Source organism: Dermacoccus sp. BD5, from assembly GCF_044878485.1.
Classification (GTDB): domain Bacteria; phylum Actinomycetota; class Actinomycetes; order Actinomycetales; family Dermatophilaceae; genus Dermacoccus; species Dermacoccus nishinomiyaensis.
Genome location: NZ_JANJER010000017.1, coordinates 25,424 through 45,316, shown reverse-complemented (window position 1 = coordinate 45,316; position 19,893 = coordinate 25,424). Strand labels below are relative to the sequence as shown.

Annotated in this window: 19 protein-coding genes and 1 riboswitch; of the genes, 17 read left to right on the top strand and 2 right to left on the bottom strand. The window is 69.4% G+C overall.

The genetic code is table 11. The annotated features are described in order from the left end of the window. Positions 1-261: 261 nt before the first annotated feature. Positions 262-2,259, top strand: coding sequence for a threonine--tRNA ligase (gene thrS, locus NQ706_RS11895; RefSeq protein WP_006944552.1), 1,998 nt, complete (start codon positions 262-264; stop codon positions 2,257-2,259). Between the two features lie 166 nt (positions 2,260-2,425). Here the strand turns inward: thrS and NQ706_RS11890 are convergent, their stop codons facing one another. Continuing rightward, entirely contained in the window at positions 2,426-3,739 is a 1,314-nt protein-coding gene (locus NQ706_RS11890) for a bifunctional o-acetylhomoserine/o-acetylserine sulfhydrylase (RefSeq protein WP_038570798.1), read from the bottom strand. Between the two features lie 72 nt (positions 3,740-3,811). Beyond that, positions 3,812-3,927: riboswitch (SAM riboswitch) on the bottom strand. Positions 3,928-4,050: 123 nt separating this feature from the next. Here NQ706_RS11890 and NQ706_RS11885 point away from each other — a divergent pair. From NQ706_RS11885 to pdxS, 8 genes are all read left to right on the top strand, one after another. Further along, the gene (locus NQ706_RS11885; RefSeq protein WP_051805841.1) at positions 4,051-4,545 is read left to right on the top strand and encodes a GNAT family N-acetyltransferase; all 495 of its coding nucleotides are present in this window, start codon (positions 4,051-4,053) and stop codon (positions 4,543-4,545) included. Beyond that, complete coding sequence (locus NQ706_RS11880; RefSeq protein WP_038567939.1) at positions 4,542-4,931, top strand: hypothetical protein; 390 nt, start codon at positions 4,542-4,544, stop codon at positions 4,929-4,931. Before NQ706_RS11885 ends, NQ706_RS11880 begins: the two co-directional genes overlap by 4 nt. Before the next feature lie 82 nt (positions 4,932-5,013). Further along, a complete protein-coding gene (locus NQ706_RS11875; RefSeq protein WP_051805843.1) occupies positions 5,014-5,589 on the top strand; it encodes an HIT domain-containing protein in 576 nt (191 codons plus the stop codon). A gap of 65 nt (positions 5,590-5,654) precedes the next feature. Then, positions 5,655-6,275, top strand: a complete 621-nt coding sequence (pgsA, locus tag NQ706_RS11870; protein ID WP_006946837.1) for a phosphatidylinositol phosphate synthase — start codon at positions 5,655-5,657, stop codon at positions 6,273-6,275. Positions 6,276-6,279: 4 nt separating this feature from the next. Then, positions 6,280-7,224, top strand: coding sequence for a phosphatidylinositol mannoside acyltransferase (locus NQ706_RS11865; RefSeq protein ID WP_038567941.1), 945 nt, complete (start codon positions 6,280-6,282; stop codon positions 7,222-7,224). Between the two features lie 3 nt (positions 7,225-7,227). Then, a complete protein-coding gene (locus NQ706_RS11860; protein ID WP_038567943.1) occupies positions 7,228-8,373 on the top strand; it encodes a glycosyltransferase family 4 protein in 1,146 nt (381 codons plus the stop codon). Beyond that, positions 8,370-9,029: a hypothetical protein gene (locus NQ706_RS11855; RefSeq protein WP_038567945.1), complete on the top strand. Its 660-nt coding sequence runs from the start codon at positions 8,370-8,372 to the stop codon at positions 9,027-9,029. Before NQ706_RS11860 ends, NQ706_RS11855 begins: the two co-directional genes overlap by 4 nt. A gap of 161 nt (positions 9,030-9,190) precedes the next feature. Continuing rightward, positions 9,191-10,099: a pyridoxal 5'-phosphate synthase lyase subunit PdxS gene (gene pdxS / locus NQ706_RS11850; protein ID WP_006946845.1), complete on the top strand. Its 909-nt coding sequence runs from the start codon at positions 9,191-9,193 to the stop codon at positions 10,097-10,099. Between the two features lie 401 nt (positions 10,100-10,500). On the opposite strand, the gene NQ706_RS11845 is transcribed toward pdxS, so the two are convergent. Then, positions 10,501-12,441: a potassium transporter Kup gene (locus tag NQ706_RS11845; protein ID WP_235182026.1), complete on the bottom strand. Its 1,941-nt coding sequence runs from the start codon at positions 12,439-12,441 to the stop codon at positions 10,501-10,503. 75 nt (positions 12,442-12,516) lie between these two features. Between NQ706_RS11845 and pdxT the strand changes: the two genes are divergently transcribed. The 8 genes from pdxT to secF all read left to right on the top strand — a co-directional run bounded on the left by pdxT (position 12,517) and on the right by secF (position 19,884). Then, positions 12,517-13,134 carry a pyridoxal 5'-phosphate synthase glutaminase subunit PdxT gene (pdxT, locus tag NQ706_RS11840; protein ID WP_038567949.1) on the top strand — a complete coding sequence of 206 codons (618 nt, stop codon included), beginning with the start codon at positions 12,517-12,519 and terminating at the stop codon, positions 13,132-13,134. A 136-nt stretch (positions 13,135-13,270) separates the two neighbouring features. Next, a complete protein-coding gene (locus tag NQ706_RS11835; RefSeq protein ID WP_038570805.1) occupies positions 13,271-14,044 on the top strand; it encodes a YebC/PmpR family DNA-binding transcriptional regulator in 774 nt (257 codons plus the stop codon). A 132-nt stretch (positions 14,045-14,176) separates the two neighbouring features. Next, complete coding sequence (gene ruvC / locus NQ706_RS11830) at positions 14,177-14,836, top strand: crossover junction endodeoxyribonuclease RuvC (RefSeq protein ID WP_051805844.1); 660 nt, start codon at positions 14,177-14,179, stop codon at positions 14,834-14,836. Then, positions 14,833-15,438 (top strand): Holliday junction branch migration protein RuvA, encoded by a 606-nt coding sequence (ruvA, locus tag NQ706_RS11825; protein ID WP_038567951.1) that lies wholly within the window; start codon positions 14,833-14,835, stop codon positions 15,436-15,438. The genes ruvC and ruvA overlap by 4 nt, the downstream gene beginning before the upstream one ends. Further along, positions 15,435-16,529, top strand: coding sequence for a Holliday junction branch migration DNA helicase RuvB (ruvB, locus tag NQ706_RS11820; protein WP_006944831.1), 1,095 nt, complete (start codon positions 15,435-15,437; stop codon positions 16,527-16,529). Before ruvA ends, ruvB begins: the two co-directional genes overlap by 4 nt. A gap of 84 nt (positions 16,530-16,613) precedes the next feature. Then, positions 16,614-16,919 carry a preprotein translocase subunit YajC gene (gene yajC / locus NQ706_RS11815; RefSeq protein WP_038567953.1) on the top strand — a complete coding sequence of 102 codons (306 nt, stop codon included), beginning with the start codon at positions 16,614-16,616 and terminating at the stop codon, positions 16,917-16,919. Next, entirely contained in the window at positions 16,916-18,757 is a 1,842-nt protein-coding gene (secD, locus tag NQ706_RS11810) for a protein translocase subunit SecD (RefSeq protein ID WP_038567955.1), read from the top strand. Before yajC ends, secD begins: the two co-directional genes overlap by 4 nt. Then, the gene (gene secF / locus NQ706_RS11805) at positions 18,757-19,884 is read left to right on the top strand and encodes a protein translocase subunit SecF (protein ID WP_006944836.1); all 1,128 of its coding nucleotides are present in this window, start codon (positions 18,757-18,759) and stop codon (positions 19,882-19,884) included. The genes secD and secF overlap by 1 nt, the downstream gene beginning before the upstream one ends. Positions 19,885-19,893: the final 9 nt, after the last annotated feature.

Here is a 19,893-nt window from a genome sequence, read left to right as displayed (position 1 = left end):
AGTAGGGTGGAGCACGTCGAGGTCTTTCGGGATGGCGAGCGTGAAGAACTTCCATCATCCGGGAGACCTCGACCCCTACCCGGCCACTGACGCGCTCAACCGACTACACCCTCGTTCGTGAAGAGCCACCAACGTCACGCCTGGGTGGTGCCGGCGGCTCGACGTGGGGTGGTCGGGGGCACCCGGTAGCCTTGGCCGCACGGGCCGTGCCATTCGTACGTGTGCGGCCGAGTCTGCACGTCACGAACAAGGAGCACAGCCGTGTCCGAGAACATCACCCTGACCGTCAACGGCGAACCACGCGAGGTCGAGCAGGGCACGACGGGCACGGACCTGTTCGGCGGCGACAAGGCCGTCCTCGTCATGCGCATCGACGGTGAACTGCGCGACCTGTTCCGCGAGATCCCGGACGGCGCGTCCGTCGAGCCCGTCACCGCTCAAGACCCGGAGGGCCTCGCCGTCCTGCGTCACTCCGCGGCCCACGTGCTCGCGCAGGCGGTGCAGCAGATCAACCCGAGCGCGAAGCTCGGCATCGGCCCGCCCGTCACCGACGGTTTCTACTACGACTTCGACGTCGCCGAGGCGTTCACGCCCGACGACCTCAAGAAGCTCGAGAAGGCGATGCAGAGGATCGTCAACGAGGGCCAGACGTTCAACCGCCGCGTCATCACCGACGCCGAGGGCCTCGAAGAACTCGCGCACGAGCCCTACAAGTGCGAGCTCATCGGCCTCAAGGGCAACGCTGCGAATGCGGCCGAGGGCGCGGAGGCCGAGGTCGGTGGCGGTGAGCTGACGATCTACGACAACGTCCGCCGCGACGGCACCGTCGCCTGGGGCGACCTGTGCCGCGGCCCGCACGTGCCGTCGACGAAGGTGCTCGGCAACGCGTTCAAGCTCATGCGTTCGGCCGCCGCATACTGGCGCGGCAGCGAGAAGAACCCGCAGCTGCAGCGCATCTACGGCACTGCGTGGCCGACGAAGGACGAGCTGAAGGCCTACCTCGAGCGCCTCGCCGAGGCCGAGAAGCGCGACCACCGCAAGCTCGGCGCCGAGCTCGACCTGTTCAGCTTCCCCGAGAACATCGGCCCCGGCCTGCCGGTGTTCCACCCCAAGGGCGGCATCATCAAGCGTGAGATGGAGGACTACGTCCGCCGCCGTCACATCGAGGAGGGCTTCTCCTACGTCGGCACGCCGCACATTGCGAAGGAAGACCTCTTCTACACCTCGGGTCACCTGCCGTACTACGCGGACGGGATGTTCCCGCCCCTCGACGTCGACGGGCAGAACTACCGCCTCAAGGCGATGAACTGCCCGATGCACAACGAGATCTTCCGTTCGCGTGGGCGCTCCTACCGTGAGCTGCCGCTGCGCTTCTTCGAGTTCGGCACGGTGTACCGCGACGAGAAGTCGGGCGTGCTCTCCGGTCTGACGCGCGTGCGCATGATCACCCAGGACGACTCGCACAGCTACGTCACGCCCGAACAGGCGCCGGGAGAGATCAAGCACCTGCTCGACTTCATCCTCGGCCTACTGCGCGACTTCGGCATGAACGACTTCTACCTCGAGCTCTCGACGCGCGACGTCGACGGGGACAAGAAGGACAAGTTCATCGGCACCGACGAACAGTGGGACATCGCGACGAAGGTGCTGTCGGACGTCGCGCTCGAGTCCGGCCTCGAGCTCGTGCCGGACCCGGGCGGTGCCGCGTTCTACGGCCCGAAGATCTCCGTGCAGGCGCGCGACGCCATCGGCCGTACCTGGCAGATGTCGACGATCCAGTACGACTTCAACCAGCCCGCTCGTTTCGGCCTCGAGTACCAGGCGGCGGACGGTTCGCGTCAGCAGCCCGTCATGGTCCACTCGGCGAAGTTCGGCTCGATCGAACGCTTCCTCGGCGTGCTCGTCGAGCACTACGCGGGCGCGTTCCCGGCGTGGCTCGCGCCGGTTCAGGTGCTCGCCGTGCCCGTCGCGGAGGAGTACTACGACTACCTACAGGACGTCGCGATGAAGCTGCGCGAAGCCGGCGTGCGTGTCGAGGTCGACATGAGCGACGACCGCTTCCCGAAGAAGATCCGCAACGCGTCCAAGTCGAAGGCGCCGTTCATCCTGATCGCCGGTGAAGAGGACCGCGACAACGGCGCCGTCTCGTTCCGTTTCCGCGACGGGTCGCAGAAGAACGGCGTGCCGGTGGCCGACGCGATCGCCGAGATCACCCGCGTCATCACCGAACGTCAGAACACCGACCCGACGGCCGGCTGACGTCTGCCTCGACGACGACGCGCGCCCCCGAACCTCGCGGTTCGGGGGCGCGCTCGTGTGTTGGCATGTGCACCCGAGGGCCGGCGTTCGACACGGCCGGGTGACCACGCTCGGGGTAGGGAACCCGGTTGCGTCACCCGTCGCGGGGACCCACCTCAGCGCACGGTCACTTCGCTGCAGCGAAGCCCTTCTCGAGGTCGGCGATGATGTCGGCGGAGTTCTCGATGCCGACGCTCAACCGCACGAGTCCGGGCGTCACGCCGGCGCCGCGGCGGTCCTCGTCGCTGCCCTGGGAGTGCGTCGTCGACGCAGGATGGATGGCGAGGGAACGGACGTCACCGATGTTCGCGACGTGCGAGTGCAGTTCGAGAGCGTCGACGAACTTCTTGCCCGCCTCGACGCCGCCGGCGATCTCGAACGACAGCACGGCGCCGGAGCCGGCGGGCAGGTAGCGGTCGGCGAGTTCCTTGTAGGGGCTCGACGGGTCGGAGGCGTAGAACAACGTCTCGACCTGCGGCTGCGACTTCAGGAACTCGACGACCTTCTTCGCGTTCTCCACGTGTCGCTCCACACGCAGCGACAACGTCTCGAGGCCTTGCGCGATGAGGAACGCGTTGAACGGGGAGACGGCCGCGCCGAGGTCGCGCAGCAGTTCGACGCGCGCCTTGAGGATGAAGGCGAGGTTCGCGCCGAGCGGCGATCCGACGCCGAGGTCGCGGGCGAACACGAGACCGTGGTAGCTCTCCGACGGCTCGTTGAACTGCGGGAACTTCGCCGGGTCGGCGGCGTAGTCGAACGTCCCGGCGTCGACGAGCACGCCGGCGATCGACGTCCCGTGCCCCCCGAGGTACTTCGTCGCGGAGTGGATGACGACGTCCGCGCCATGCTCGATCGGGCGCAGCAGGTACGGCGTCGCGACGGTGTTGTCGACGAACAGCGGCACCCCGGCGTCATGCGCGATGTCGGCGAGGCCGCGCACGTCGAGCACCTTCTGGTCGGGGTTGCTCAGCGTCTCGCCGAACAGCAGCTTCGTGTTGTCGCGGATGGCGCCGCGCCACTCGTCGAGATCGTTGATGTTGTCGATGAACGTCGTCTCGACGCCGAGTCGCTTGAGCGTGTACTTCAGCAGGTTGTACGTGCCGCCGTACAGCGCGGACGAGGCGACGATGTGGTCGCCGGCCTGCGCGACGTTGAGGATGGCGAACGTCGTCGCCGCCTGACCCGACGCGAGCAGCAACGCGCCGACGCCGCCCTCCAGCGCGGCGATGCGGTCTTCGACCGCCTGCGCCGTCGGGTTACCGATGCGTGTGTAGATGGGGCCGAGATCCGACAGGCCGAAGCGGTTGGCCGCGGTCTCGGCGGAGTCGAAGACGAACGACGTCGTCTGGTAGATCGGCAGCGCCCGGGCGCCGGTGTCGCCGTCGACGTTCTGGCCGACGTGGATCTGCTTGGTCTCGAAGGCCCAGTTCTCGGAGCTCATGATGATGTCCCTCTCGAGGAGTGCGTGGACGCACGGGCGGCGCACCGTACGTGTGGTGCCCGAAGGGGAATCCCTCCGCGCTTGCCCGGACGCGCTCGGCGCCGGGCCAGGTCGTCACCCGGAGCACCCCGCCGCGGTGGGAGGGTTGCCGGCCAGCAAACCGGGGTTTGACGCTGGCGCTCGTGACCTGCAGCCACTCTAGGCCGGGTGGTGTCATCAGGCGGGAATGCTGTCTCACATTCCGGTCGCGGCCCCGTGCTGACGCGACGCGCCTACGGGCGACGACCCTCATGCCGTGCTTGACTGTTGCCATGACACCGACGATCGTCCGCGCGCGCCGCGAAGACGCGTTCGCCTGCGCGGCGCTGCGTCTGCAGATGGACCTCGAGGCGGGGGAGAGCAACCGCCCCGGCTTCATCACCGAGTATGCCGATCACTGGCTCGCGCACTACGACGATCTGCCGACGTGGCTCGCCTCGAGTGCTGACGGGACGGCTCTCGGCATGGTGCAGACGTCGCTCGTGCACCGGCCCCCGGCGCTGGCTCGGCCGGCGCAGCCGTCGCTCTACATCGCGGTCGTCTTCGTCACGCCGTCGGCGCGCGGCCAGGGCCTGGCCGAGCGGATGCTGCGGATCGTCGACGCCTGGGCCGACGCGCACGACGTCGCGCGAATGATGCTCAACGCCCGTCCGCGTGCCCGCAGGCTGTACGAACGGGCCGGCTTCGGCCCGCCGGACGAACGTCACATGCAGCGTGTGGCGCCGTTCGGCCTCGACGCCCGCCGCGATGCGGAGCGTGCGTCATGAGCGACGACGTCATCTGGGCGCTCGATCAGCGCGAGCGCTGCATCGCCTGCCCGTCCAAACCGGTCGCGAACGCCGTCGTCCTGCACCTCGGTGCTGACGGCGCCCTCGCGCGCGACGCTGTCGAGCAGTGGGCTCGTGACGGCGTCATGGCCGCCTCGGTCGCATGGCCGGGGGCGGCGGCCGGCCTCGATGACGACGACTGGCTCGACCTCGAGGACGCCGTCACGGGCCTCGCCGGGCTGGCGAGCATCGTCGCCGTCGTCGGTGACGGCGACGCGGCCGAGGTCGCGCGGACGTTGGCGGGCCGTGTCGGCGACGTCGCGCACGCGGGGGAAGCCGACCGAACCATTGTCCCGGCGCGTCTGCGCGAGATCGCGGCGGTCTGAGACCGCTCACCCGGGGTGCATGGTGCGCGCGAGCCCACCCGCGGCCGCTGCGTCGAGGCAGGCGGGGCTCTAGGATCGGGCCATGGTCGACGAGTTCAACACTGATTCGCAGGACGACATCCTCATCGAGCAAGCCGGCGCCTTCGCGGGCGAGGCCGACGGGTTCGGGCGGCTGTGGACGCCGCACCGCATGGCGTACATCGAGGGCGAGCGTCCGACGAAGGACGCCGGCCACGGCTGCCCGTTCTGCGCGTCGCCTACGAAGACCGACGCCGACGGCCTCATCGTCCACCGTGGTGAGCACTGTTTCGTCGTGATGAACCTGTTCCCGTACAACCCGGGCCACCTGCTCGTGTGCCCGTACCGTCACGTCGCCTCGTACATCGACCTCACCGACGACGAGACCGAGGAGTTCACGAAGCTGACGAAGGCCGGGGTGCGTGCCCTCAAGGCCGCGTCGAACCCGGGCGGGTTCAACCTCGGGATGAACCAGGGTGACGTCGCAGGTGCCGGCGTCGCGGCGCACCTGCATCAGCACATCGTGCCGCGCTGGGGTGGCGACATGAACTTCATGCCGATCATCGGGCGCACCAAGGCGCTGCCGGTGCTGCTCGAGGACAGCCGTCAGCGCATCGTCGCGAACTGGCCGAACGACTGACACCGGGCACCACGGGCAGTGCGCTGCCTCGAACGGGTATATCGAACCGCTACAGTTGAACCACCATGCTCAACAAGTACGCGCGCGCGTTTTTCTCCGCCATCTTCCGGCCCATCGCCCAGCTCCTGCTGCGTCTCGGCATCAGCCCCGACGTCGTGACGATCGTGGGCACCGTCGGTGTCGCGTTCGGTGCACTGTGGTTCTATCCGCGCGGCGACTTCCTCGTCGGCACGTTGTTCATCACCGTCTTCGTCTTCTCGGACATGCTCGACGGCAACATGGCGCGCCTGTCGGGCCGCTCGTCGACGTGGGGTGCCTACCTCGACTCGACGCTCGACCGCGTCGGTGACGCCGCGATCTTCGGCGGCCTCGTCCTGTACTACGCGGGCAAGGGCGACAACTTCCTCATGGCGTGCCTCGCGCTCGCGTGCCTCGTGCTCGGCTCGGTCGTCTCCTACGCCAAGGCCCGGGCCGAGGGTCTCGGCATGCAGGCGAACGTCGGCATCGCCGAGCGCGCCGACCGTCTCGTCGCCGTGCTCGTCACGACCGGCCTCGTCGGCTGGTTCCTGCCCGAGATCGTGCTGACCGTCGTGCTCACGCTGCTCGCCGTCGCATCGTTCATCACGGTCGTGCAGCGCATGCTCATGGTGCGGGGGCAGGCCCTCGCCACGCCGTTCGAGGGCTGAGCGCGTGGCCGCCGAGGGGTTGACGACGCGCGCCCGCGACGCCGTCACCGTCGCAGCGTTCAAGGGCGCCTGGTGGGGCGTGCGGGCGCTGCCCGAGCGCGCCGCCCACCGCCTCTTCGACGTCATCGCGGACGTCACGACGCGCCGCGGCGGCGCGAGCGTCGCGCGGATGCGCTCCAACTACGCGATCGTGCGCCCCGAACTCGACGACGCAGCCCTCGACGCCCTCGTCGCCGCCGGCGTGCGCTCGTACCTGCGCTACTGGTGCGAGGCGTTCCGACTGCCTTCGCTGACGCGTGAGCAGATCGCCGAGCGGGTGACCACCTCGGGTGAACTCGAGGCGACCCGCAGCATGCTCGCCGATGGACGCAGCGTCGTCGCCTACCTCGGCCACCTCGGCAACTGGGATCTCGCGGGCGCCTGGTCGGCGTCACAGCTCGCGCACGTGACGACGGTCGCCGAGCGACTCGAGCCCGACGCTCTCTTCCGCGCGTTCCTGCACTTCCGCGAAGAGCTGGGCATGACGATCATCCCCCTGACCAAGGGCGAGAACGTCCTCGGCCAGGTCGAGACGCTCGTGCGCGAACCGGGTGCGTTCGCGCCGCTGCTGTCGGATCGCGACCTCACGAGCCGCGGCGTCACCGTCGACCTGTGCGGCGAGCCGGCCAGCCTCGCTGCCGGCCCCGCCGTCATCGCCCGACGCACCGGTGCGGCACTCGTGCCGATCACGATCACCTACCGCCGGCGCGACGGCGGCAGCGGCTGGGGCATCGCCATCCGCTTCCACCCGGCGGTCGACATCGCCCACACCGATGATGCCCGCGCCGACGTGCAGGCCGCCGTCCAGGCGTGCGCCGACGCGCTCGGCGGCGCCATCCGCGAGCACACGCAGGACTGGCACATGATGCAGCGCGTGTTCGTCCGCGACCTCGACGCGCGCTGGGGCTGAGCGGTGCGGATCGGCCTCGTCAGCCCGTACTCGTTCGACGTGCCCGGCGGTGTGCAGCTGCACGTGCGCGACCTCGCGACGTACCTGCTCGCAGAAGGGCACGAGGTCAGCGTCCTCGCGCCGAGCGACGGTGACGACGCGGGTGCGCCGTACGTGACGAGCGCCGGGGGAGCGATGCCGATCCGCTACAACGGTTCCGTCGCGCGCCTGGCGTTCGGTCCGGTCGCGGCGAGCCGGACGGCGCGCTGGGTGGAGCGCGGCGACTTCGACGTCCTGCACGTCCACGAACCGATGACGCCGAGCGTGTCGCTGCTCGCGCTGCGCACGTACGACGGGCCGGTCGTCGCGACGTTCCACACCTCGATCGAGCGCTCGCGCGCGCTGCAGCTCGCCCAACCGTTCCTGCGCCCGGCGCTGGAGAAGATCACCGGGCGCATCGCCGTCTCGCGCGCCGCGCGGGACACCGTCGCGCGCCATCTCGGCGGTGACGCCGCGCTCGTGCCGAACGGCGTCTACGTCGACCGGTTCGCGACGGCTCGCCCGGAGGTGCGCTGGAAGGCTGGCGGCGAGCGCCCGACGATCGCCTTTCTCGGACGCATGGGGGAGCCGCGCAAGGGCCTGCGCGTCCTGCTCGACGCCGTCCCGCTCATCGCCCGGGCGCACCCCGGGGTGCGCGTCCTCGTCGCCGGGCCGGGTGACGTCGCCGCGGCGCGGCGGGAGGTGCCCGCCTCGGCTGAGGGCCACGTCGAGTTCCTCGGGTTGCTCAGCGACGGCGAGAAGGCGTCGTTGCTGGCGTCGTGCGACGCGTACGTCGCGCCCAACACCGGTGGCGAGAGCTTCGGGATCATCCTCATCGAGGCGATGAGCGCCGGCGCCCCCGTCGTCGCCAGCGATCTGGAGGCCTTCGCGCGCGTGCTCGACGACGGCCGCTGCGGCGTCCTCTTCGACACCGGCGACGCGGCGGCGCTGGCGCATGCGGTGACGGGGGTGCTCGCTGACCGCGGGGCGCGTGACGCCCTGTCCCGGGCCGGGAGAGAGCGCGCGCGGCTGTACGACTGGTCGGCCGTCGGGCAGCAGGTCGTCTCCGCGTACGAGACGGTCCGCAGTTCGCATGCCGCGGCCGCTGCGGTGGCGGGACGCCGATCATGAGCGGCGTGTGGGCCGACGTCGCCGTCGTCGTCGCGCTGTTGCTCGGGCTCGCCTGGTATCTCAGCTACACCGCAGCGCGCCTCGACCGGCTGCACGCTCGCGTCGAGGGGTCGCTGGCCTCGCTCGACGCGCAGCTCGTGCGCCGCGCCGAGGCCGCGGCCGAGTACGCGCAGGCCACCGCTCTCGACCCGGCGAGCGCGCTGCTGCTCGCCTCGTCGGCGGCCGATTCGCTGCAGGCCGCCGACGGCGCCCTCATCACGGACGACGTGCAACAGGTCGGCGTACCCGTCGAGCGTGCGCAGGCCGAGACGGCGCTGACGCAGACGCTTGCGCTCGTCGTGGGTGACGCGTCGGCGACGGACGGCGCCGCGTCGCGGGCGGAAGCAGCTGGGCGCCGCCCGATCAGCACCGTGCCTGACGTCCCAGGCAGCGCGCCCGCGGAGGGTGACGACGGGGCCCGTCAGCGTCTCGCAGACGCATGCGATCGCGTCGAACTCGCCTACCGATTCCACAACGAGGCCGTACGCGACGTACGTCGCGTACGCGCCAAGGCGATCGTCCGGGCGTTGCACCTGGCTGGACGCACGCAGCTGCCGGAAGAAGTCACGTTTGCCACCCGCGTCCACGGCCTTGGTCGCACCGACGCGTGGCGCTGATTTCTGCCGGAGCAGCCGTGTTCGGGCTGGCGTCGTCGGCCCCATCATGCCGTGGCCGGTAGCTGCCATCGACGATCATCTGTCTCCTTCATGCCCGTCTCGGGGCTAGCGTGGGCTCTCGCGTCGCATCCGCGGCGCCCATCAGAAAGAGGGACGAACACATGAGCTCTGCAGGCTCCGAACAGAACACCGCCGTGGCGACCGACCGCGTCAAGCGCGGCATGGCCGACATGCTCAAGGGCGGCGTCATCATGGACGTCGTCACCCCCGAGCAGGCGAAGATCGCCGAGGACGCAGGAGCCGTCGCCGTCATGGCCCTCGAACGTGTGCCCGCGGACATCCGCGCGCAGGGCGGTGTCTCGCGCATGAGTGATCCCGACATGATCGACGGCATCATCGAGGCCGTGTCGATCCCCGTCATGGCGAAGGCGCGCATCGGGCACTTCGTCGAAGCGCAGGTGCTGCAGGCGCTCGGCGTCGACTACATCGACGAATCGGAGGTGCTCTCGCCCGCCGACTACGCCAACCACATCGACAAGTGGGCCTTCGACGTGCCGTTCGTGTGCGGCGCGACCAACCTCGGTGAGGCGCTGCGACGCATCAACGAGGGCGCCGCGATGATCCGCTCCAAGGGTGAAGCGGGCACCGGCGACGTGTCGAACGCGACGACGCACATGCGCAAGATCCGCGGCGAGATCCGCCGCTTGACGTCGATGGCCGAGGACGAACTCTACGTCGCGGCCAAGGAGATGCAGGCTCCCTACGCCCTCGTGCGTGAGGTCGCCGAGAAGGGCAAGCTGCCCGTCGTCCTGTTCACCGCAGGCGGCATCGCGACGCCCGCCGACGCAGCCATGATGATGCAGCTCGGCGCCGAAGGCGTCTTCGTCGGCTCCGGCATCTTCAAGAGCGGCAACCCCGCCCAACGCGCCGAAGCCATCGTCAAGGCCACCACCTTCTACGACGACCCCGACACCCTTGCCAAGGTCTCCCGCGGCCTCGGCGAAGCCATGGTCGGCCTCAACGTCGACGAGATCCCCGAACCCCACCGCCTGTCCGAACGGGGTTGGTGATAATTCCTCGGCTCTCTTCCGGTTCGCCGTGTCCGGGGCTCGCAAGCTCGCCCCGGACACGTGCTCATTCGGTGCGACGAACCTTCGGGGCTTTCGCACGTCGTTGCTCGCTGGGGTCGCGGTCGCGTCCACTGCGGCGTCGAGGTCGCAGCGCCGTCGCGGGGTGCGGTCGGTGAACGGCCAGAGGGCTCGAGCGTGTTTGTCACGCTGACCGTGGCGCCTCGGACCCCATGGGCCGCGGTGCTCGCGTCGAAGTGAGCTGGCCTCTCGGATCCCAAGACGTGCGCAAAGAAATGTCATCACGGGCCATCGAGGAAGCAGAGGACGACCCGAGTAGACATGGTCCGACCCCGACGTCACGCGGGACAACGGCTCAGATCCTTCTTTGATCCGCTCGCGGATCAGAGAAGGATCTGAGCCCCCATCATCACCGTCCGTTCCTTGGGGAGGCGGAAGTAGTCGGCGGGGACCGCGGCGTTGTGGCTCATCGCCATGAACAGCAGTTTGCGGAGCTTCGACATGCCGGGGCGGCCTGCGTCGATGAGGCCGATCTCGGAGACGAAGTAGTAGGCGGTGTCGGGGTCGATGTCGACGCCTTGGTCGGCGGCGATGCGCAGGGCGGCGGGCACGTCCTGGTCGTCCTGGAAGCCGTAGCGCAGCGTCAGGTGGGTGATGCGGTCGTAGTCGTTGCCGAGGTGGTCGAGCACGACGGTCTCCTCGAGTGCGATGTGCGGCACGTTGGCGCTCTTCGTCGTCACGATGAAGACGTTCTCGTGGATGACGTGGTTGAAGTTGGCGTTCTCACGCATGGCGAGCGGCGTCGTCGTCCGGTCGGGGTGGAGGAACACTGCGGTGCCGGGGACCTCGCGCAGCTCACCGCAGCGGGCGGAGCGCACGAAGTCGTCGAGGGGGCCTTCGATGTCGTGGCGGCGGCGCGCGACGATGTCGCGGCCCTTCTGCCACGTCAGCATCGACAGGCCGATGCCGCAGGCGATGACGACGGGCAGCCAGCCGCCGTGGAACAGTTTCGCGACGTTGGCGGTGAAGAAGATCCCCTCGAACAGGTAGAGGAAGAAGCCGAGGACGACGAGGCGCCACTTGGGCCACTTGAGCGTGCTCTGCGCGTAGACGAGGAACAGTGTCGTCGTCATGAGGAACGTGCCCGTCACGGCGAGGCCGTAGGCGACGGCGAGTTTCTCGGAGCTGCGGAACGCCAGCAGCAGCGTTATGACGCCGATGAACAGCACCCAGTTGACGCCGGGGATGTAGATCTGGCCCTCTTCCTCCTCGCCGGTGTGACGCACCGTCATGCGGGGCAGGTAGCCGGAGCGCTCCGCTTGGCGGGCGACGGAGAACGCGCCGGAGATGACGGCCTGCGAGGCGATGACGGTGGCCGCGGTCGCGAGGATGACGAGGGGGAGCTTGGCCCATTCGGGGGCGAGCAAGAAGAACGGGTTGGAGATGTTCTTCGGGTCGCTGAGGATGAGCGAGCCCTGCCCCATGTAGTTGAGGATGAGGGCGGGGAAGACGAGCACGAACCAGGCGCGCGTGATCGGCGCGCGACCGAAGTGGCCCATGTCGGCGTACAGTGCCTCGGCGCCCGTCACGCACAGGACGATCGAGCCGGCCGCGACGAACGCGATGAAGGGGTGGCCGATGACGAAGCTGCCCGCGTACGTCGGCAGCAGTGCTCGGAAGATCTCCGGGTCGCGGACGATCTGGTTGACGCCGAGCGCGGCGAGGGTGACGAACCAGACGATCATGACGGGGCCGAAGAACTTGCCGACGGCGTCCGTGCCCTTCTGCTGGATGAAGAACAGCGCTGTGATGACGATCGCGCCGATGGGGACGACGTACTCGGTGAGCCCTTCATGCACCGTCTCGAGACCTTCGATGGCCGACATGACGGAGATAGCGGGCGTGATGACGCTGTCGCCGAAGAACAGGGACGCGCCGATGACACCGAGGATCATGACGATGCCCCAGCGTTTGCCGCCCTTGGGCACGCCCTGGCGCACGAGCGCGGCGAGCGCCATGATGCCGCCCTCGCCGTCGTTGTCGGCGCGCAGGACGAACAGGACGTACTTGATGGTCACGATGATGGTGAGTGCCCAGAACATCCAGGAGATGACGCCGTAGATGTCGCTCTCGTTGGCGACGACGGCGTTGTGGTCGACGTTGAAGACGCTCTGCACCGAGTACAGCGGGCTGGTGCCGATATCACCGAAGACGACGCCCAGGGCGCCGAGCATGAGCGCGGCCATGCCCTTCTTCGCATGGCCGCCGGGGGCCGACTCGGGGGTGGACGCGCCCTCGCTCGTCACGCTCGCTTCAGTACTCACCCGGAAAGTATGGGGCCACCGCCCCTGCGCGCGCCACACGGGTAGCAGATACGCCTGTGTCATAGGGTCGCGGGCATGGAATCAACGCCACGGATCGTCATCGGGGTGCTCGCGGTGCAGGGCGACGTCGTCGAGCACGTCCGCATGCTGGAGGACGTCGGCGCGCATGCCGTGCGCGTTCGTCGTGCCGCGGATCTTGCGAACGTCGACGCACTCGTCATCCCCGGCGGGGAGTCGACGGTCATGATGCGCCTCATCGCTCAGGGAGACCTCCTCGAACCGCTGCGCGAACGCATCGCCGCGGGGATGCCGGCCTACGGCTCGTGCGCCGGCATGATCCTGCTCGCCGATCGGATCCTCGACGGGGCGGCGGGTCAGCAGACGCTCGGCGGGCTCGACGTCACGGTGCGGCGCAACGCGTTCGGTCGTCAGGTCGCCTCGTTCGAGGCGGACGTCACCGTCGACGGCGTGGACGGCGGCCCGGTGCGGGCGGTGTTCATCCGCGCGCCCTGGGTCGAGGAGGTCGGCGCTGGCGTCGAGGTGCTCTCCAGCGTCGCGCTGCCGACGGGCGGTGAGGCCGTCGTCGCCGTGCGTCAGGGCAATCTGCTCGCCACGTCGTTCCACCCGGAGGTGACGAACGACGCGCGCGTCCACGCCCTGTTCGTGCGCATGGTCGAGCACGCTCGCGGATGACGACTGGGGCCGCGGCTCGCGACGGCGCTAGACTGGCCCGCGATCCGAGCGAGCGCGCCCATCTGCCGTCGCGTTCGCCCCGCGCCCCGCATCGGGCGTGTTCGAGCACGGCAGCACGAGCATCCGAGAGGCAGACATGAGCGGTCACTCCAAGTGGGCGACGACGAAGCACAAGAAGGCTGCGATCGACGCCAAGCGCGGCAAGCTGTTCGCGAAGCTGATCAAGAACATCGAGGTCGCGGCCCGCTCCGGCGGCGGTGACCCGACGGGCAACCCGACGCTGTACGACGCCATCCAGAAGGCGAAGAAGTCGTCGGTGCCCAACGACAACATCGACCGCGCCGTCAAGCGCGGCTCCGGCGCCGAGGCCGGTGGCGCTGAGTACCAGGCCCTCACGTACGAGGGCTACGCGCCCGGTGGCGTCGCGCTGCTCATCGAGTGCCTGACGGACAACAAGAACCGCGCCGTCGCTGAGGTCCGCACCGCGTTGCAGAAGAACGGTGGCTCGATGGCGGACTCCGGTTCGGTCGCCTACCTGTTCAACCGCAAGGGCATCGTCATCGTCCCGAAGGCGCAGGGCGACAAGCCCGACACGACGGAGGACGCGCTGCTCGAGATCGTGCTCGAAGCGGGCGCGGAGGACGTCAACGACCTCGGCGAATCCTTCGAGATCGTGTCCGAGGCGGGTGACTTCGTCGGCGTGCGTGAGGCACTGCAGGCCGCCGGCATCGACTACGACTCGGCCGAGGCGTCGTTCGTGCCGTCGATGGAGGTGCCGCTCGACAAGGACGGCGCGAAGAAGATGTTCCGCGTCATCGAGGCCCTCGAGGACTCGGACGACGTGCAGAACGTCTTCGCCAACGGCCAGGTCTCCGATGAGGTTCTCGCCGAACTGGACGCCGAGGACTGATCCCGGTCGTTCCGTGAGTGATCGACGGCCGTGCCCCGCGGGGCACGGCCGTCGCGTGCATCGGGTACGGTGGATGCGAACAAGTGTTCTATCGGGTGCGTCGTTCGCACCCGTCGAGGCCGGAGGTGTGACGTGCGGGTGCTCGCTGTCGACCCCGGTCTGACGCGCTGCGGCGTGGGCGTCGTCGCGACGGGCCAGGGCTCGACGTTGCAGATCGTGACGGTGGGGGTCATCCGTACCTCGGCAGACCTGCCGTTGCACGAACGCCTCTATGAGTTGCGCGTCGAACTGGACGCCGTGTTCGAGCGCACCCAACCCGATGCGGTCGCCGTCGAGCGGATGTTCGCGCGCCACGACGTCTCGACGATCATGGGCACTGCGCAGGCGTCGGCCGTCCCGATGCTCGCCGCGGCTGAACGCGGCCTGCCGCTCGGGCTGCACACGCCCTCGGAGGTCAAGGCGGCGGTGACGGGCAACGGGCGCGCCGACAAGGCGCAGGTGACGACGATGGTGACGCGCATCCTCGGCCTCGAGGTCGCTCCCAGACCGGCCGACGCCGCCGACGCGCTCGCCCTCGCCATCTGTCATCACTGGCGCGGTGGCGGGCTGGCACGCCGGGGTGCGAGCGCTGACGGAGCATCGACGGCGCCGGCCGCCGTCGCGTACCGGCAGGCTGCGGCTGCCGCGGCGCGACGTTCCCGCTCGGCGAGCAAGACATACCGTGACGCCCTCGGCGCCGCGTCCCAGAGCGCGCCTGCCACTCGACCCGCCAACAGGGGAGTTCGCCCATGATCGCCAGCCTCACCGGTGAGGTGCTCACCGCCCGTCTCGACAGCGTCGTCGTCGAGGTCGGTGGCGTGGGTCTGCTCGTCCACACGACGCCGGCAACCGCCGCCGCGGCACGCCCGGGGGAGTCGACGCGCCTCGCGACGTCCCTGGTCGTGCGTGAAGATTCGCTGACACTCTTCGGCTTCGCCGACGACGACGAACGGGCCCTGTTCGAGCAGGTCCAGACGGTCAGTGGCGTGGGGCCGCGTCTCGCCCTCGCGATGCTCGCCGTGCACCCGCCGCAGCAGCTCGCCACCGCGATCGCGGGCGGCGACGTCAAGGCGCTGACGAAGGTGCCCGGCATCGGCAAGAAGGGCGCCGAGCGCATCGTCCTCGAACTGCGGGACAAGGTCGTCTCCGTCAGTGGTGGCGGCGGGGAGGCGGCGCCCCAGGCCGTCGTCCCGGCCACTGCGGGTGACGACCAGGTCGCCGAGGCGCTCATCGGGCTCGGCTGGAGCGCGAAACAGGCCGAGGACGCCGTCGCCAAGGTGGCTGCCCGTCCTGAGGCCGAGGGCGCGAACACGCCCACGCTGCTCCGGCTGGCGCTGCGCGAGCTGGGCCGATGAGCCCGTCCCACTTCGAGGACCACAGCGCCGACGTCTCGCCGCGCCTCGTCGACCCCAACGGCACCGAGGACGAGCAGCAGCTCGAAGCGGCCCTGCGACCGAAGAAGCTGGCCGATTTCCCCGGGCAGCCACGCGTGCGCGAGCAGTTGAGCCTCGTCATCGAGGCGGCCCGGCGCCGAGCGACGCCGCCCGACCACATCCTGTTCTCCGGCCCGCCCGGCCTGGGCAAGACGTCGCTCGCGATGATCGTCGCGAGTGAGCTCGAGGCGCCCATCCGCATCACGAGCGGCCCTGCCATCCAGCACGCCGGTGACCTGGCCGCCATCCTGAGCTCGCTCAACGAGGGGGAGGTGCTCTTCCTCGACGAGATCCACCGCATGGCCCGCCCCGCGGAGGAGATGCTCTACCTCGCGATGGAGGACTTCCGGGTCGACGTCATCGTCGGCAAGGGCCCAGGGGCCACCGCGATCCCCCTCGAACTGCCGCGCTTCACCGTCGTCGGTGCGACGACGCGCGCCGGTCTGCTGCCGGCGCCACTGCGCGACCGCTTCGGCTTCACCGGCCATCTCGACTACTACGACGCGGCCGACCTCGCCGACATCCTCGCCCGCAACGCCGACCTGCTCGGCGTACCAGCGACGCGTGAGGGCATCACCGAGATCGCCGGCCGCTCCCGCGGCACGCCGCGCATCGCCAACCGGCTGCTGCGCCGCGTGCGTGACTACGCGCAGGTGCACGGGCGCCACGTCGTCGACCTGACGTCCGCGCGTGCCGCGCTCGAGCTGTTCGACGTCGACGACGACGGCCTCGATCGCCTCGACCGCGCGGTGCTCGAAGCCCTGTGCCGACGCTTCGGGGGTGGGCCGGTCGGGCTGTCCACGTTGGCCGTCGCCGTCGGTGAAGAACCCGACACGGTCGAGACGGTGGCCGAGCCGTATCTCGTGCGCGAGGGCTACATGATCCGCACGCCGCGTGGGCGCGCCGCGTCACCGCGGGCGTGGACGCACCTCGGGCTGCGCCCGCCGGACGGGCACTTCACCGAGACATTTCAGCGCGACACCGACGACGGGGGCGGACGTTTCACCGGGTAGGGTGGTGCGGCCACCGCTCGAGTCCGCGCACCGCGCACCGGTGAGAGCGCGCGAGGCGCTTCGAGATCTGACGTGAGGACCCACATGCCGTACCTGGTCGCCGAGTCGCAGGCGGGAAGCTCGGGCTTCCCGATCCTGCTCGTACTGCTGCCCTTCCTCCTGCTCGCGCTGATGTTCTTCACGCAGCGTCGGCGCTCCCAGGCGACGATGCGCGCGCAGGCCGCGCTTCGCGTCGGTGACGAGGTGCGCACGACGAGTGGGCTGTTCGGCACGCTGCGCGAACTCGACGACGTCTGTGGACACCTCGAGATCGCCCCCGGCACCGTGGTGAGGTTCGATCGTCGGGCTCTGCTGCCCGCAGCCCCCGACGAGATGGAGAAGGGTCGATGAGCACGCCCGCAGGCGCCGAGCGCGCCGACGAAAACCGTTATACGGTCGATTCGAACCGCCCCGCGGCGCGCAAGAAGCCGAAGCACACCAACCCCAAGCGTGGCTTGGCCGTGCTTCTCGCCCTGTTCCTCGTCCTCGTCGGTGGCATCGCTGCGACGGGACATTGGACACCGAAGCTGGGGCTCGACCTCGAAGGTGGGCGCACCGTCGTCCTCGAACCGGTCGTCACAGGCGGCAAGAGCGTCAACTCGAGCCAGGTCAAGCAGGCCGTCGACATCATCCGCAACCGCGTCGACGCCACCGGCACGTCCGAGGCGGAGGTGACGACGCTGGGGGAGAAGGACATCGTCGTCTCCATCCCCGGAAACCCCAGCCAGCAGGTGCTCGACTCGCTCTCGCGCAGCTCGCAGCTCAACTTCCGCGCAGTCATCGCCGCCGCGCAGGGCAGCACCACGGGTACCTCGCCGTATCGCCTGCCCGAGGTCGTCAACCCCTCGAACGGCGCCTCCGGCTCGGCGTCCGCGTCACCGTCTTCATCGGCCTCCGCTTCTGGTTCTGCGTCGAGCTCGGCCTCGTCGTCACCGTCGTCCAGTTCGAAGGACCGACTGCCGGCCGCATTCAAGACCGCCGGCCCGGCCAACGCGAGCGACCCGGCGTGGGGAAACGAGAAGGTCGACTCGGTCTGGGTCAAGGCCGGTATCGCGACCCCGTCGACGACGTACAACCAGCTGCTGCAGCTCTACGCCTGCACCCCGGCCTACCAGGAGGTGGCCGCGGCCGCCCCTGACAACAAGCCGACCGTCATGTGCGCGAAGGAGGGCAACGAGAAGCTGCTCCTCGGCCCGGTCGAGATCAAGGGTTCGCAGCTGACGGACGCGAGCAGCGGCCTCGACACGAACCAGCAGGGCAACCAGACCGGCGAGGTCGCGGTCAACCTGTCGCTCAACGGCTCGGGCAAGACGGCCCTGGCGAACGTGACGCGTCGCGTCGCCCCGCTCGAGCAGCCCCGCAACCGCTTCGCCATCGTCGTCGACGGTCAGTCGATCTCGGCGCCGACCGTGCAGGCCCCGCTGACGGACGGCCAGGCGAAGATCACCGGTGGCTTCACCGAGTCGAGCGGCAAGCTGCTCGCAGACTCGCTGAAGTTCGGTGCGCTGCCGATGTCCTTCAAGGAACTCACCTCCGACCAGGTCAGCCCCCAGCTCGGCTCCGACCAGCTGACGAAGGGCCTCATCGCGGGCGCCATCGGCTTCGGCCTCGTCGTGCTGTACTCGCTCATCCAGTACCGCGCGCTCGGCCTCGTCACCGTCGCGAGCCTGCTCGTCGCCGCGGCGATGACGTACCTCGCCGTCACGCTGCTCGGCTCGCTCAACAACTTCCGCCTGTCGATGGCGGGTGTCACCGGCCTCATCGTCGCCATCGGCATCACGGCCGACTCGTTCATCGTGTACTTCGAACGCGTCAGAGACGAAGTGCGCGCCGGACGGCCATTGCGGGCCGCCGTCGAGACGGGATGGACGCGCGCGAAGCGCACCATCATCATCTCGGACGCGGTGAACTTCCTCGCCGCCGCCGTGCTGTACGTGCTGTCGGAGAGCACCGTCAAGGCGTTCGCGTTCACCCTCGGCCTCACGACGATCATCGACATCGTCGTCGTCATGTTCTTCACCCACCCGGTGCTGGCCCTGCTCGCCCGCACGAAGTTCTTCGGTGGCGGCCACCCCGCCTCCGGTCTCGACCCCGCGCGTCTGGGCGCCCGTCAGGCCGCGTACGCGGGCCGCGGTCGCGTGACGATCGCCGATCGCCGCCGCGCCGCTGCACAGGAGGAGACAGCCTGATGGCCAGCCTCGCAACATTCGGCAACGACCTGTTCACCGGTCGTCGTCAGATCGACTTCATCGGCAAGCGCAAGCGCTGGTACGCCCTGACGGCGCTGCTGCTCGCGCTCGCCGCCGTCGGTCTGTTCGGTCGAGGGCTCAACTTCGGCCTCGAGTTCACCGGTGGCTCGGAACTGCGCGTGCCCGGCGTCTCGAGCACGCACGACTACGACACGCGCGCCGAGAAGGCCGTCCAGTCGGCGACCGGCTCGAACGCCGACATCGTCGTGACGAAGCTCGGCTCCGACACGATCCGCGTGCAGAGCGAGAAGCTCGGCAACGGCACCGCCGACGCGACGGACGCCGTCAAGACGTCCCTCGCGAAGGAGTTCGGCGTGTCGCCGAGCAACGTCACGTCCTCGTTCATCGGCCCCTCGTGGGGTGAGACGGTGACGCACAAGGCGATCGTCGCGCTGTTCGTCTTCCTCGCGTTCGTCTCCGTCCTGCTCGCGTTGTACTTCCGCACCTGGACGATGGCCGCCGCCGCGCTCATCGCCCTGCTGCACGACCTGTTCTTCACGGTCGGCATCTACGCCCTCACCGGGCTCGAGGTGACGCCGGCGACGATGATCGGCTTCCTCACGATCCTCGGCTACTCGATCTACGACACCGTCGTCGTGTTCGACAAGGTGCGCGAGAACACGAGCGAGGCGTTCGCGACCGGCCGCCGCAGCTTCGACCAGGCCGCGAACTACGCGGTCAACCAGACGCTCGTGCGCTCGATCAACACCTCCGTCGTGGCGTTGCTGCCGATCTCGGCCATCCTCGTCGTCGGCGCGCTGTTCATCGGCCCGAGCACGCTGCTCGACATCGCCGTCGCCCTGTTCATCGGTATCGCCGTGGGCACCTTCTCGTCGATCTTCATCGCGACGCCGGCCCTGACGGACCTGCGCCGCCGCGAGAAGGGCGTCCAGGAGCTCGCGCGTCGAGCCGGGAGCTACCAGTCGCGTGCCACGACCGACGACGAGCACGCCACCGCGGCGTCCGCCTCGGGCGTCGTGACGGCGCCGGCCCCTTCCCAGGGCGGTGGCGCGTCGCAGACGGCGCGCACGCGCGGCATCCACCCCGCTGCCAAGCGTGACGACTGAGGCCGCCGC